The sequence below is a fragment of the Halopseudomonas sp. Lyrl_26 genome (genome assembly GCF_051948695.1).
GTDB classification, from domain to species: Bacteria; Pseudomonadota; Gammaproteobacteria; order Pseudomonadales; family Pseudomonadaceae; genus Halopseudomonas; species Halopseudomonas formosensis.
Window position 1 is genome coordinate 16,524 of the sequence record NZ_JAYJLH010000005.1, and the last position, 14,277, is coordinate 30,800.

Below are 14,277 nucleotides of genomic sequence, written 5' to 3' on the forward strand. Positions count from 1 at the left end.
GCGCCTATGGTACTTGCTCGCACCCTGCTTGGCTAACCGGGCTGGCGGACCTGATCCGATGTCTCGTGCCAGCCACCGCCGAGAGCCCGGTACAGGTTGACCGTGGCCTGCAGCCAGGCGGCCCGCTGCTGCACCAGGCTGTCCTGGCTCTGGAAGAACGAGCGCTGGGTATCCAGCAGGTTCTGCAGGGTGATGGCGCCGGCCCGGTAGCGGGCCCGGGCCAGTTCGAAGGCCAGCTCCGACTCTGCCGTTGCCTCCTGCTGCAGCTGGTACTGCTGGCGTGCCTGCTGCAGGGCGCCGAGGGCGGTGTCGGCGTCGATCAGGGCATCCAGAATGGCGCGCTGGTAGCTGATCAGCGCATCCTGCTGAACCGCTTCGCTGATATCGATCTGCGCACGGATGCGCCCGGCATTGAAGATCGGCTGGGTCAGCCCGGCTGCCAGTCCCCAGGTGTTCAGCGGGTTGCTGAGCAGATCCGACAGCGAGCTGCTCTGGGCGCCGTAGTTGCCGGTCAGCTGGATGCTCGGGTAGAGCGCCGCCCGGGCAACGGAGAGGTTGGCATTGGCGGCCAGCAGGCGCTCTTCGCTGGCGCGGATGTCCGGCCGGCGGGCGAGCAGCTCCGAGGGCAGGCCTGCACCGGGCTCGGGTACCCGGATACCGTCCATCTCGGGCAGTACGCCCGGATCGAATTCCGGGCCCTGGCCCAGCAGCAGCGCCAGGCTGTTGCGCAGCTGCAGCGTCTGCTGCTCCAGCGACGGCAGATTGGCCCGCAGCTGGGCGACCAGCGCCCGCTGCTGGCTGACCGCCAGGCTGTCGTCAGCGCCATAGCGGTAGCGCGCCTCGACAATCTCCAGGACCTGCTCGGCCGCAGCCAGATTGTCCCGGGCCAGCTCAAGCCGCGCCCGATTCTCGACCAGCTGGAACCAGGCACTGGCCACCGCTGCCTCGGTACTGATGGCCAGTGCCGCCAGGTCATGGCGGGTGGCGTTCAGGTTGGCGGAGGCCGCCTGCACAGCGGCCCGATTGCGGCCCCAGAAATCCACCTCGTAGCTGGCGTTGAGGGTGGCGCCGAAGCTGTTGCCGGTGCTCTGGCCGTCTCCGCCGCTGCGCCGGCCGCTGGCATTGCCATCCAGGCTCGGCAGCAGGCTGGCACCGCTCTGGCGCAGCTGCGCGTCGGCCTGCAGCAGGCGGGTGGCGGCACTGGCCAGATCGAGGTTGCCGGTGCGCGCCCGGTCGATCAGGTCCGCCAGTTGTGGCTGCTGGTATTCCTGCCACCACTCGGGGCTGGGCCAGACGCTGGCCTCGATGCTGGTGTTCCATTGTGCCGGGGCCTGTATCGCGCTTTGCGGTACCGGCGTGGAGAGGCTGCAGCCGGCCAGCAGGGCCAGGCCGATGGCAAGGGAAAGGCTGTATCTAGTCCGCACTGAGGGCCACCACTGGATCAAGATGCGCTGCCTTGTGGGCAGGCATGAAGCCGAAGATCAGACCGGTCGCGAAGGCGCAGCCGAAGGCCAGCAGCACCGGGCCGGGAGTGAACTGGATCGGAGTGCCGAAGTACTGCAGCAGGCTGGCAAAGCCCAGTCCGCTGACCACCCCTATGGCGCCGCCGATGGCTGAGACCACGACGGCCTCGACGATGAATTGCTGGAGGATGTTGCGGGTGCGTGCGCCGGTAGCCATGCGGATACCGATCTCGCGGGTGCGTTCGGAGACGTTCACCAGCATGATGTTCATCACCCCGATACCGCCCACCAGCAGGGAGATGGCGGCGATCGAACCCAGCAGCACGGTGAAGGTGTTCTGGGTGCTGGCCACGCTTTCCAGCAGCGAGGCCATGTTGCGGATCTGGAAGTCCTCGACCCCGGCGTGGTTGGCCAGTATCGCCTGCCGCACCGCCTCCTGGGTGGCGTCTGACAGCCGCAGGTCATCGATCAGCACGCTGATGCTGCTCAGGTGGCGGGAGCCGATCAGCCGATTATTGGCGGTGTTGAGTGGGACTATGACGACATCGTCCTGGTCCTGACCCCAGGGCGTCGCGCCCTTTTCCTGCATCACGCCGATGATCAGAAAGGGCACGTTGCGGATCAGCAGATACTGGCCCAGCGGGTCCTGGCCGGGGAACAGGTTGCCGGCAACGGTGCGGCCGATCACCGCCACGGCGGCGTAACGGCGGTTGTCGTCGTCGTTGAGGAACACGCCCCGCTCCAGCGGCCAGCTCTTGGCGGTCACGTAATCCGCCGTGGTCCCGGTAATGCTGGTCTGCGCGTCGGTGTTGCCGGCGCGTACGGTGGCGCGGGTTTCCACCTCGGGTACCGCTGCCACCACGTTGTCTATGGTGGCGGCCACCTCGGCGTCCTCGGCGGTCAGGGTGTTGGTACTGCCGTCGGCCGAACGCCGGGTGTTGGGCGCCCCCGGTCGTACTATCAGCAGGTTGGTGCCCATGTCGCTGATACGTTCGACCACATCCTGGCGGGCGCCATTGCCCACCGCCAGCATCACCACCACCGAAGCCACACCGATGACGATACCCAGCAGGGTCAGCACGGTGCGGAACAGGTTGGCGCGCAGTGCCCGCAGAGCCATGCGGATCGCCTCGTTGGTGTCGCCGAGGGGCGCCAGGCCCTGGCTGCGCGGCGCCGCCGAGGCCGGTGCGGGGGTTGGGGCAGCAGCCGGCGTGGTCTGTTTCGGGCCGCTGTCATGGATGATGCGTCCGTCGCGGATCTCGATCAGTCGATCGGCATGGTTGGCCACATCCCGGTCGTGGGTGATCACTATCACCGTCTTGCCCCGGGCGTGGAGGTCCTTGAGCAGCTGCAGCACGTCCTGCCCGCTCTTGCTGTCCAGGGCGCCGGTGGGTTCGTCGGCCAGCAGTATGCGGGCGTCATTCATCAGCGCCCGGGCGATGGATACCCGTTGCTGCTGGCCACCGGACAGCTGGTTGGGTCGGTTGCCCAGGCGTTCGCCCAGGCCCAGGCCGGTAAGCAGCTCCTCGGCGCGGGCATGGCGCAGGTCGCGGGGCAGACCCGCATAGATAGCCGGCACCTCCACGTTCTCGGTGGCGGTGGCCGAGGAGATCAGGTGATAGCTCTGGAAGATGAAGCCGAAGGTGCGGCTGCGCAGGCTGGCCAGCTCGTCGCTGTCGAGCCGGGCGATGTCCTGCCCCTCGAACAGATAGCGGCCGGTGGTGGGCTGGTCGAGGCAGCCGAGCAGGTGCATCAGGGTGGATTTGCCGGAGCCGGAGGCACCCATGATGGCAACGAACTCGCCGTCGTGAATTTCCAGGTCCACGTCCCGCAGCACCGTGGTGGCCAGCTCGCCATTGCGGTAGGTCTTGCCGATGCCCTCGAGGCGGATCAGGGGAGTACTCATGCTCAGAACCTCGGGCGCGGTTGCATGGGCCGTGCCGCCGAGGCGCCGCCAGCGGGGCGACCGCCGCCGATCACCACCTGGTCACCTTCCTCCAGACCATCGAGCACCTCGGCACTGACGCGGGTCATCACACCCACGGTAATGATGCGCTCCTCCGGCTGGCCGTTGACCAGCACCCGGACCCGATAGCGTTTGCCGTCGGCGTCGGTGCCCCGGGCTTCACCGGGGGCGGGGCGCCCGGCCGGCTGCAGGGCCGATACCGGAATGCTCAGGGCGTTTCTGGCCGAGGCCTTGACGAAGAAGACCTGGGCACTCATCTGCGGCAGCAGTTTGCCGTCCGGATTGGGTACATCGAACAGGGCATTGAACAGCACCACGTTGTTGACCACCTCAGGGGTCGGCAGTATCTGGCGCAGCACACCTTCGCGGCGCACGTCAGGCTGACCGAGGGTGGTGAACCAGACCGGCATGCCTTCCTCGAGCTGGGTAATGTCGGCTTCGGACACCTGGGTACGGACCGTCATGGTACTCAGATCGGCAATCTGCACTATCACTGGCGCCGTCTGGTTGGCGTTCAGGGTCTGACCCTGGTTGGCCAGCTGATCGACCACGGTGCCGCTCATGGGGGCGTGGATGCGGGTATAGCCCAGATCCGCCTGGGCTTCCTTGAGCTGGGATTCGAGCTGGCGGATCTGGGCCTTCAGGGCGGTGATCTGGGCGTTGGCCGAGCGCAGGCTGGCGTCGGCCTGTTCGACCGATTCCTGGCTGGTGGCGTTGAGCTTGATCAGATTGTGCTGCCGTTCGGCCTGCAACCGGGCCAGTACCTGGGTGGCCTCGCGGTCGGCCAGTTGCGCCTTGAGGTTTTCCAGCTGGGCTTCGGTGGCCTCGACCTTGGCCAGGTAGATGGTCGGATCTATTTCGGCCAGGAGCTGGCCTTCCTCGACCTGCTGGCCTTCGATCACATGCAGCACCTTCAGCTGACCGGACACCTGGGTACCCACATCCACGTAGTTGAGCGGCTCGAGGGTACCCAGTGCGGTCACGCTGTCTTCGATGTCGGTACGTTCCACGGGGGCAGTGACCAGCTCGGGACCCCCGCGCTGCTGGCCCAGCAGAAAATACCAGGCAAGACCGGCGATGACTGCCAGCACGGCGACTGTCCCGAGGAAACGCCGGTTAAGTGTCATAGATGAAATTCCTTCTCAGGCGGATCAGTAGTTGGCGCCAAGTTTACTCAGCGCCAGTGTCAACAGGGGCCCGATCAGGGTAAAGAATCTGTAAAGAGCTGCCTCGCCGGGTTGTCAGGTGCGCTGCACCCCGGAGACGGCACGCTACTCCAGCCAGCGATACAGGGTCCGCCGGGTGATGCCGAGAATCTCCGCCGCCCGCCGCTTGTTGCCTCCGGTGGCATGCAGCACCTGGTGGATATAGTGGCGTTGCACCGTTTCCAGCGAGGGCATGCCCTCGGGATCGCCGGTGCGGGGCAGGGTGGTGGGGCCCTCGAGAACCGGCGAGATGGGCATGTCGGGATCGGTCAACTGGTCGCAGATACGCTGGGGCAGATGGCGTGGCTCGATCAGACTGGAGTCGCAGAAGGTTGCCGCCCGTTCCACGGCGTTCTGCAGCTCACGTACGTTGCCGGGGAAGGGATAGGCCTGCAGCACTCCGAGTGCCTCGTCGCTGAAACCCTTGATTCGCGTCTGCTGTCGGGCATTGAGGCGGGCGAGGAAGAACTGCGCCAGGCGCAGCACATCATCCCCCCGGGCGCGCAGCGGCGGCACCTGGATGGCAAAGGTCTCCAGCCGGTAGAACAGGTCCTCGCGAAAGCTGCCGTCGGCCACGGCTTCGGTGAGGTTGCGATTGGTCGCGGCGATGATGCGTACATCCACCTGCAGTTCGTGGTCGGTGCCCACTGGGCGCAGGCGGCCGTCCTGCAGCACGCGCAGCAGCTTGGCCTGCAGCGGCAGCGGCATCTCGCCCAGCTCGTCCAGCATCAGGGTGCCGCCATCGGCCTGCTGGAACAGGCCGGCACGCTGTGTGCGTGCCCCGGTGAAGGCTCCGGCGGCATGGCCGAAGAACTCGCTTTCCATCAGCTCGCCGGGGATGCCGCCACAGTTGACGACCAGGTAGGGACCGTCGCTGCGGCTGCTCTGGTCGTGCAGGGCACGGGCAACCAGTTCCTTGCCGGTGCCGCTCTCACCCTGGACCAGCACCGGGCCATCTGCCCTGGCGATCTGGCGGATCTGATGGAACAGCTGCTGCATGGCCGGGCTCTGGCCGACGATGCCGTTGAACTGCTCCACCGCCAGCAGGTTGCGATAATGCTGAACCTCCCGGCGCAGTCGGCGGTGCTCCAGCAGGCGCCTGACCGTCAGCAGAAAGTGGTCCATCTCCAGCGGCTTGGTCAGGAAGTCATCGGCACCGCTCTGCAGCGCCTTCACGGCCTGCTGCACCGAACCGAAGGCGGTGATGATCAGCACCGCCGGTGGCGCCTCGCACTGCTGCAGGGCCGGCAGCAGGCTGAGGCCATCGGCGCCGGGCAGGCGCAGATCACTGATGAGCAGGCTGGGTGTGTCCGTTGCCAGGATCTGCAGGGCGCGCTCGGCATCGCCGCAGGCAGTTACCCGGTAATCCTCCGCTTCCAGCTCCTCCTGCAGCAGTTCACGCAGGCCGCGATCATCCTCGACCAGCAGGATATGTTCGTTGTGACTCATTACTTGGCTTCCCCTGTGCGGGCCAGCGGCAGCTGCAGGTGCGCCTCGCAACCGCCCTCGGCCCGGTTCGACAGATTCAGATGGCCGCCGTGCTCCTCGGCGACGGCCTGGACAATGGCCAGTCCCAGGCCGGTACCTTCGCCCGGCGACTTGGTGGTGAAGAAGGGCTCGAGCAGGGTGGCCAGCTCCGCATCCGGCAGGCCCGGACCGTCATCCAGGATGCGGATATGCAGGTGCTCGGTATCAGCGCTGATATGGGTGATGACGGTCGAGCGCGAGGCCTGCAGTGCATTGCGCAGCAGGTTGAGCAGGGCCAGCTCCAGGCGGCCGGCATCGCCCTTCATGGCCGGCAGCTCAGCCGGCATGTCCAGCTGCAGCCGCCGCCCGGCTGCTTCCAGTTCCGGCCGCATGGCCTCGGTGGCGGTACTGATCAGTGCAGCCGGGGTCAGCAGCCGGGGCTGCACCGCAGCCGGTCGGCAGTAATCCAGCAGCTGATTGACCGTACGGGTCAGCCGACCCACCTGGGCGCGGATACCCTCAAGCTGGCGCAATTGCTGTTCATCCAGCGCGTCGCACAGCTGCAGGCGCCGGGCACGGCCATCGATGACGCTGAGCGGAGCGCCCAGTTCATGGGCGATGCCCCGAGCCATGCTGCCGATGGCGACCATCTTCTCGTTGTCCTTGATCCGGGCCAGCAGCTGGGTTTCCGCCCGGCGGTGGGCGTCCAGCTCCCGATTGGCTTCGGCAATGGCATCGAGCATCCGGTTCAGCCCGGCAGCCAGACTGGCTACCTCGGCCGGTCCGTCCAGCGCGGCGCGGTGCGACAGATCGCCGGCGGCCACCCGCTGCATGTGCTGCAGCAGCCGATCCACGTGGCGCCCGACACCACCCCAGTGGCCCAGCAACACACCCGCCAGGATCACCAGGCTGAACAGCCCCCAGACCAGCCAGGCGATGATCGCCAGCTGACGGAAGGCATGGCCGAAGTCGCTGGCGCGGCGGGTTATCTGGATCAGTCCCTGAATCTGGCCGGCGGTATCGAACAGGGGCAGGAAATGGGAAAACAGATGACGGCCGGCCACCCGGCTGAACGCCTCCTGGCCCTCGCCGGTGCGGCGGATGCGATCGGGGATGGTGGTGCCGCTCAGGTCGCTTTCGGTGATGCCGGCCGAGGCGATGCGATTGCCCGCCGAGTCGAACACCGAGGCGCCGTAGACCTCGCCGAGCACGAATACCGAGCCCAGCGCCAGCTCCACCGCGTGCATGTCGCCCTTGTTCAGCGCATTGCCCACCGGCAGGCTGATGGCGCGGCCGATCAGCTCGAGATCATTCTTCAGGCGCTGTTCCTGAAACTGGCTGGCCTGGCCAAGTCCGAAGCGGATGCCCAGGGCGGTGAGCAGTACTATGGGCAGTACCACGAACAGCAGCAGGGAGCGTTGCAGGCCATTGCCGGCTAGGCGTTTCAGCAGACTGGAATCTGTATTCATTTTGACCGGGACTTTTTTGCTCATGTGCATTTTCTATACACATTGTCCGACTGCGGCCCGGCTCAGGGATTCCGCTGGATTTTGACGGTTTTTTAAAAAACTCAATTAAAACAATCAGATATACTGGTTTTCGAAGAGTTGGCACGCTACATGGATAGATCCTGGTGACTTTCAACAGTAAGGAGAAAGACCATGAAACACCTCAAGACTCTGACCGCCGCCATTGCCCTTGCCACCTTCGGTATGGGCGCTCCCGCTGTCATGGCCCAGGCTGGAGGTGCTGCGCAACAGCAGTACGAGCAGGGTCAGCCTGCCGCTGCGCCGATCAGCGATGACAATCTGAAGAAGTTTGTCGAGGCTGATAAGGAAGTTGCGGAAATCCGTGACGAATTCTCCGAGAAGCTGAGCAAGGCCGAGAACCAGGAGGATGCTCAGAAGCTGCAGCTGGAAGCCCAGGAGAAAATGGTTGAGGCCGTTCAGGATGCTGATCTGGACGTAGCAACCTACAACGAGATCGCCACCCGCATGCAGACCGATCCCGAGCTGCAGCAGCGCGCTGAAAGCCACCGCTGATAGTTGGCGCTGGACTGAGAAGGGGAGCCGAATGGCTCCCTTTTTTGTTTCTATTTTCGATGTTGTTTGTGCAGACCTTCTGAGCCGGGGTGTAAGTCCGAGCTTGGCTTGCTGGGGTGCGTCTGTGCAGGCCGTTGCGCCGGTACGTCCCTGCCACGACACGCCGTGAACCCATCCCTGGGGGCTCGTTGATGTCATCCCTGACATCAAACGGTCGTTTCAGGGGCGTCCCAGCGCAACGGCAGAGACTTGGGAGTTGCTGATGGTTTTTCTTGCAGCGGCTCAGAGGTTACGCGGCGGTCTGGGGTGCAGGGTTGTGCCGACCGTCGGTTTTCAGGGATGAAAACCGCGAGCCTACATGGGTGAGGCAAGCGTTTGCGAAGCGTTGCTTCGCGCGCAGCCGAACGCCCGGCAATCTGTGATTGCCGGGCCGGCCCCGCTTGCGGGTACTTGCAGCGTGTCGGCACGGCCCTGCACCCCAGCAAGCCCTGCTCGATCTTCAAACATACAAGTAACGACGCAAAGGTCGCAGGCCAGAACAGCTGCTTGTCTGAACAGCCCCCCCCGGAGAGCTGCAAACTACGCCTGCCCCTGATACTCCACCCGCTGCATGAGGCGCTGTTTAAGGTGATCCACGAGTTTGCGTACCTTGGGTGAGAGATGGCGTTGCTGGGGGTACAGGGCCCAGACGGCGGTGTGGGGTGGCTGGTGTTGGGTGAGCAGGGCGCGCAGGGCGCCGCTGCGCAGGTGTTCGTGAACGTAATAATCGGGTAGCTGACACAGGCCGAAACCGCGCAGGGCGGCGTCCAGTACGGCGCGGCCGCTGTTGCAGCGCCAGTTGCCCTGAACGCGCACCGGCAACTCCCGCCCGGACTCGGCAAAATCCCAGGTATCACTACTGCCGATCAGGCAGTTGTGGCGCGGCAGCTCGGACAGACTGTGGGGAGCGCCGTGGCGTTCAAGGTAGGCGGGCGAGGCGCACAGGTACATGCGCCGGGGGGCCAGGCGGGTGGCGACCAGGCGGGAGTCTTGCAGGCGACCCAGGCGGATGGCCAGATCGAACTGGCCGTGAAGCAGATCCAGCGTCTGGTTGGTCAGGGCCATCTCGACGCGCAGTTGCGGATACTGCTCCATGAACTCGTTGACCAGCGGCATGATGAATTCCTCGCCGTAGGCCACCGAGCAGGTCATGCGCAGCAGGCCCTTAGGTTCGCTGGACAGGTCGGTGACCGCCTGTACGGCTTCGTCCCGGGCATCCTGCAGGCGCTGGCAGTGTTGCAGGAAGGTGTGTCCGGCTTCGGTCAGGGTGACCTTGCGGGTGCTGCGGTAGAACAGGCGGGTCTGCAGGCGGTCCTCCAGCCGGGCGATCTGCCGGCTGATATGGGAGGAGGAGACGCCCAGGCGCTTGGCCGCACCGCTGAAATGGCCCAGCTCGGCGACGCAGACGAATTCGTCGATTCCGCTCCAGTTATCCACGCGATTATCCCTGTATGGCAATAATGTTTTGTTATTGGGGGTATTATCCATATCCTGCAGGTTAACTACACTGGCTCTGTTCAACTATTCAGGATATGGAGGGGTTCCCATGATCAAGTCCCGTGCTGCGGTGGCATTTGAAGCCGGCAAGCCGCTGGAAATCGTCGAAGTGGATGTGGCTCCGCCAAAGGCGGGTGAGGTGCTGGTGCGCATCGTGGCGACCGGCGTCTGTCATACCGATGCCTTTACCCTGTCCGGTGCCGACCCCGAGGGTGTGTTCCCGGCGATTCTGGGCCACGAGGGTGGCGGTATCGTCGAGGCGGTGGGCGAGGGTGTGACCTCGGTACAGGTCGGCGATCATGTGATTCCGCTGTATACCGCCGAGTGCGGCCAGTGCAAGTCGTGCAAGTCGGGCAAGACCAACCTCTGCACCGCCGTCCGGGCTACCCAGGGCAAGGGCCTGATGCCCGATGGCACCACGCGCTTCTCCTACAAGGGGCAACCGATCTACCACTACATGGGCTGCTCCACCTTCTCCGAATACACGGTGGTACCGGAAGTGTCGCTGGCCAAGATCCAGAAAGATGCGCCGCTGGAAGAGGTTTGCCTGCTCGGTTGCGGGGTTACCACCGGTATCGGCGCGGTGCTCAATACCGCCAAGGTGGAAGCCGGCTCCACGGTGGCCATCTTCGGTCTGGGCGGCATCGGTCTGGCGGCGATCATCGGTGCCAGGATGGCCGGTGCCAGCCGCATCATCGGCGTGGATATCAACCCGGCCAAGTTCGACAAGGCCCGGGAGCTGGGTGCCACCGATTTCGTCAATCCCAGGGATCACGACCAGCCGATCCAGCAGGTGATCATCGACATGACCGACGGTGGTGTGGACTACTCCTTCGAGTGTGTCGGCAACGTCGAGCTGATGCGTGCGGCACTGGAATGCTGCCACCGGGGCTGGGGCGAGTCGACCATCATTGGTGTGGCCGGCGCCGGTCAGGAAATCAGTACCCGTCCGTTCCAGCTGGTCACCGGCCGGGTCTGGCGCGGCAGTGCCTTTGGTGGCGTGAAGGGTCGCAGCCAGCTGCCCGGCTATGTGGAGAAGGCGCAGAAGGGCGACATTCCGCTCAGCACCTTCATCACCCACACCATGGGTCTGGAAGACATCAACAAGGCCTTCGAACTGATGGAAGAAGGCAAGAGCATCCGCTCGGTCATCCACTTCTGACCCGTCATCGCAGCCGGCCCCGGCCGGCTGCCTGCGCTCCTGCGGGAGCACCCCCCCGTTTACTCAAGGTTTGAAAGGGAGTTGACTCATGGACTCTGCGATTGAACTGGTTTCCGCCAACAAGTGCTTCGGTGGTTGGCAGAAACGTTATCGGCACCGCTCCAGTGTGCTCGGCTGCGACATGATCTTTGCCATCTTCCTGCCGCCCCAGGCGGATCAGGGCGAGCCGCTGCCGGTACTCTACTGGTTGTCGGGTCTGACCTGCACCGATGAGAACTTCGTGCAGAAGGCCGGCGCCCAGCGCCTGGCCGCAGAACTCGGCATGGTCGTAGTCGCGCCGGATACCAGTCCACGCGGCGAGGGCGTGGCGGACGATCCGCAGGGCGCCTGGGACTTCGGGCTGGGTGCGGGCTTCTACGTCAACGCCACCCAGCAGCCCTGGGCGCGGCACTACCAGATGTACGATTACGTGGTAACGGAGCTGCCGGCGCTGATCGAGGGCAACTTCCCGGTGTCCGACCGGCGTTCCATCAGCGGTCACTCCATGGGCGGCCATGGAGCGCTGATCTGTGCGCTGAAGAATCCCGGTCGCTACCAGTCGGTCTCGGCCTTCGCGCCCATCATCAACCCGGTCAACTGCCCCTGGGGTCACAAGGCCTTCGGCAATTATCTGGGCGATGATCGGGAACGGTGGAAGCAGTGGGATGCCTGCGAGCTGATCGCCACCGCCGAGGAGCGCTTGCCGCTGCTGGTGGATCAGGGCGAGGCGGACAACTTCCTCGCCGAGCAGCTCAAACCCGAGGCGCTGGAAGCGGCCGCGGCCGCAGCGGGTCATCCGCTGACCCTGCGGCGGCAGGCTGGCTATGACCACAGCTACTTCTTCATCGCCAGCTTTATCGACGACCACCTGCGGCACCATGCCAGGGCGCTGGGGCGGTTGTAAGGTGGTCTCTCGCAACGTCGAGCTGCTCGGGGAACGTCGAGCACCAGCTCGATGAGGCGTACCTGCCGATAACATGGATGCTGTCGGCAGGCACGGCTGGACGAGCTGGTGCTCGTCCCTCCCAGGCCTTCTGCCCATCCCCGGGACACGGTAAGATCCCTCCTTTGATTTTTTCCGCAGAGCAGGTATTCCATGCGCATTGGTCACGGCTATGACGTTCACCGCTTCGGTGGGGGCGACTTCATTATTCTGGGCGGGGTGCGTATCCCTCATGACCGCGGCCTGGTTGCCCACTCCGATGGGGACGTGGTGCTGCATGCCCTGACCGATGCGATTCTCGGCGCGGCCGCGCTGGGGGATATCGGCCAGCACTTTCCCGATACCGATCCGCAGTTCAAGGGCGCTGACAGCCGCGTGCTGCTGCGCCATGCGCTGACGCTGGTGCACGCCAAGGGCTGGAAGGTGGGCAATGTGGATGTGACCATTGCCGCCCAGGCACCGAAACTGGCCCCGCACATCGACAGCATGCGGGTACTGGTGGCCGAGGATCTGCAGGTCGAACTGGATCAGGTCAATATCAAGGCCACCACCACCGAGAAGCTCGGTTTTGTCGGGCGCAGGGAGGGGATCGCCGTCGACGCGGTAGCCCTGTTGCTGCCCCTGTGAGCAGCGCCCACAGCCAGTGGCTGGGGCCGCGGGCCCACGGCGAGCCCTGTGGCCGGGCGGTGCTCAAGGCGCAGCCGGAGCACTTCCGGGTCACCGAGATCCTCGATATCGAGCTGAGCGGGCAGGGCGAGCATCTGTGGCTGCTGATCGAAAAGCGCGATCTGAATACCGAGGATGCGGCTAGGCAGCTGGCGCGGGTCGCCGGTCTCAAGCTCAGGGATGTCAGCTATGCCGGGATCAAGGATCGGCGTGCCATCACCAGCCAGTGGTTCAGCCTGCAGTTGCCGGGCAGGGACGATCCGGACTTCTCGCCCCTGTGGAATGACCAGCTGCGCTGTCTGACCAGCCGCCGGCACAGCCGCAAATTGCAGCGCGGAGCGCACCGCGCCAACCACTTCGTCATTCGTCTTACCGAACTTCAGGCTGATCCCGCACAGCTGGACGAGCGTCTGCAGCGCATCGCCGAGCAGGGCGTGCCGAACTACTTCGGGCCCCAGCGCTTCGGCCGTGACGGCGGTAACCTGCAGCAGGCCCGGCAGTGGGCCGAGCGGGGCGCACTGCCACCGGCGCGGGGCACGCGTTCACGTCTGCTGTCCACCGCCCGCAGCCTGCTGTTCAACCGTCTGCTGGGGCAGCGGGTGGCCGATGGCAGCTGGGACCGCATATTGCCCGGCGACTGCCTGGCCTTCACCGACAGTCGCAGCCATTTTGCCGCCGAACGTCTGGCCGCCGATGACCCGCGCTTTGCACAACTGGACGTCCATGTGACCGGCCCCCTGTGGGGTGCGGGGCAGGCTCCGGTTGCCAGTACCGTGCAGGAAATGGAGCAGCAGCTGGCGGCGGCCGAGCCGCAGTTGTGCCAGTGGCTGGAAAATGCCGGGCTGGAGCAGCAGCGCCGTATTCTACGTCTCCCCTTGATCGGCCTGACGTGGCATTATCCTGCAGCGGATATCCTGGAAATTGAATTCACCCTGCCCACCGGTTGCTTTGCGACGGCAGTACTGCATGAGCTGGTACTGCTGGATGACGAGCCGGGCGGCGGACTGGAAAGCGAAACCTGATGCGTATTCTCATTGCCAACGACGATGGTGTGCTGGCGCCGGGCCTCAAGGCCCTGCACGGTGCGCTGGACGATTATGCCGACTGTGTGGTGGTGGCACCCCACGAGGACCGCAGCGGTGCCAGCAGCGCCCTCACCCTGGACAAGCCGCTGCGGCCGTTCTATCTGGAGAACGGCTTTGTCGGCCTCAATGGCACACCTACCGACTGTGTCCACCTCGGAGTGAATTCGCTGTTCCCCGACAGCGTGGACATGGTGGTGTCCGGCATCAACCTCGGCGCGAACCTGGGCGATGACGTACTCTACTCGGGCACGGTAGCTGCCGCGCTTGAGGGCCGCTTCCTGTCCCGACCGGCCATGGCCTTCTCCCTGGTCAGTCGCCAGACCGACAACCTGCCGGCGGCCGCGGCGATCGCCCGGACGCTGGTCGAGGCCCATGAGCAGCTGGATCTGCCACCGCGCACCATACTCAACGTGAACATTCCCAACCTGCCGCTGGACCGTATCCAGGGTATGGTGCTGACCCGTCTCGGCCATCGCCAGCGTGCCGCCAGGCCGGTGAAGTGGACCGATCCCCGGGGCAAGGAGGGCTATTGGATCTCGGTGGCCGGTGACGCCGAGGATGGGGGGGAAGGTACGGACTTCAATGCGGTGATGCACGGTTACGTTTCCATCACCCCGTTGCGCATCGACAAGACCTACTATGAAGTGTTTGATCGACTCAATGGCTGGCTGGGCGATCTGAGGATACAGCAAGGTGCGTGATG

The 14,277-nt window shown here is 65.0% G+C and carries 12 protein-coding genes; 6 read left to right on the top strand and 6 right to left on the bottom strand.

The window, feature by feature from the left end; translation table 11 throughout:
* Positions 1-32: 32 nt before the first annotated feature.
* From VF673_RS08305 to VF673_RS08325, 5 genes are all read right to left on the bottom strand, one after another.
* Positions 33-1,424, bottom strand: coding sequence for an efflux transporter outer membrane subunit (locus tag VF673_RS08305; RefSeq protein WP_440291582.1), 1,392 nt, complete (start codon positions 1,422-1,424; stop codon positions 33-35).
* Positions 1,414-3,369: a MacB family efflux pump subunit gene (locus VF673_RS08310; RefSeq protein WP_440291583.1), complete on the bottom strand. Its 1,956-nt coding sequence runs from the start codon at positions 3,367-3,369 to the stop codon at positions 1,414-1,416. Before VF673_RS08310 ends, VF673_RS08305 begins: the two co-directional genes overlap by 11 nt.
* Before the next feature lie 2 nt (positions 3,370-3,371).
* Positions 3,372-4,556 (bottom strand): efflux RND transporter periplasmic adaptor subunit, encoded by a 1,185-nt coding sequence (locus tag VF673_RS08315; protein ID WP_440291584.1) that lies wholly within the window; start codon positions 4,554-4,556, stop codon positions 3,372-3,374.
* A 144-nt stretch (positions 4,557-4,700) separates the two neighbouring features.
* Entirely contained in the window at positions 4,701-6,083 is a 1,383-nt protein-coding gene (locus tag VF673_RS08320; RefSeq protein ID WP_440291585.1) for a sigma-54-dependent transcriptional regulator, read from the bottom strand.
* Positions 6,083-7,570 (bottom strand): sensor histidine kinase, encoded by a 1,488-nt coding sequence (locus VF673_RS08325; protein ID WP_440291586.1) that lies wholly within the window; start codon positions 7,568-7,570, stop codon positions 6,083-6,085. The genes VF673_RS08320 and VF673_RS08325 overlap by 1 nt, the downstream gene beginning before the upstream one ends.
* 192 nt (positions 7,571-7,762) lie before the next feature.
* On the opposite strand from VF673_RS08325, the gene VF673_RS08330 reads away from it, so the two are divergent.
* On the top strand, positions 7,763-8,143 hold the full coding sequence (locus VF673_RS08330; protein WP_273125960.1) for a DUF4168 domain-containing protein: 381 nt from the start codon (positions 7,763-7,765) through the stop codon (positions 8,141-8,143).
* Positions 8,144-8,722: 579 nt separating this feature from the next.
* Here VF673_RS08330 and VF673_RS08335 read toward each other — a convergent pair.
* Positions 8,723-9,619, bottom strand: a complete 897-nt coding sequence (locus tag VF673_RS08335; RefSeq protein ID WP_440291587.1) for a LysR substrate-binding domain-containing protein — start codon at positions 9,617-9,619, stop codon at positions 8,723-8,725.
* Between the two features lie 109 nt (positions 9,620-9,728).
* Here VF673_RS08335 and VF673_RS08340 point away from each other — a divergent pair, with 109 nt between their 5' ends.
* The 5 genes from VF673_RS08340 to surE all read left to right on the top strand — a co-directional run bounded on the left by VF673_RS08340 (position 9,729) and on the right by surE (position 14,275).
* Entirely contained in the window at positions 9,729-10,841 is a 1,113-nt protein-coding gene (locus VF673_RS08340; protein WP_440291588.1) for an S-(hydroxymethyl)glutathione dehydrogenase/class III alcohol dehydrogenase, read from the top strand.
* A gap of 88 nt (positions 10,842-10,929) precedes the next feature.
* Positions 10,930-11,784 carry an S-formylglutathione hydrolase gene (gene fghA / locus VF673_RS08345; protein WP_440291589.1) on the top strand — a complete coding sequence of 285 codons (855 nt, stop codon included), beginning with the start codon at positions 10,930-10,932 and terminating at the stop codon, positions 11,782-11,784.
* A 192-nt stretch (positions 11,785-11,976) separates the two neighbouring features.
* Complete coding sequence (gene ispF, locus VF673_RS08350; protein WP_440291590.1) at positions 11,977-12,450, top strand: 2-C-methyl-D-erythritol 2,4-cyclodiphosphate synthase; 474 nt, start codon at positions 11,977-11,979, stop codon at positions 12,448-12,450.
* On the top strand, positions 12,447-13,511 hold the full coding sequence (gene truD, locus VF673_RS08355) for a tRNA pseudouridine(13) synthase TruD (RefSeq protein ID WP_440291591.1): 1,065 nt from the start codon (positions 12,447-12,449) through the stop codon (positions 13,509-13,511). The genes ispF and truD overlap by 4 nt, the downstream gene beginning before the upstream one ends.
* Complete coding sequence (gene surE, locus VF673_RS08360) at positions 13,511-14,275, top strand: 5'/3'-nucleotidase SurE (protein ID WP_090537682.1); 765 nt, start codon at positions 13,511-13,513, stop codon at positions 14,273-14,275. The genes truD and surE overlap by 1 nt, the downstream gene beginning before the upstream one ends.
* The last annotated feature ends 2 nt before the right edge of the window (positions 14,276-14,277 follow it).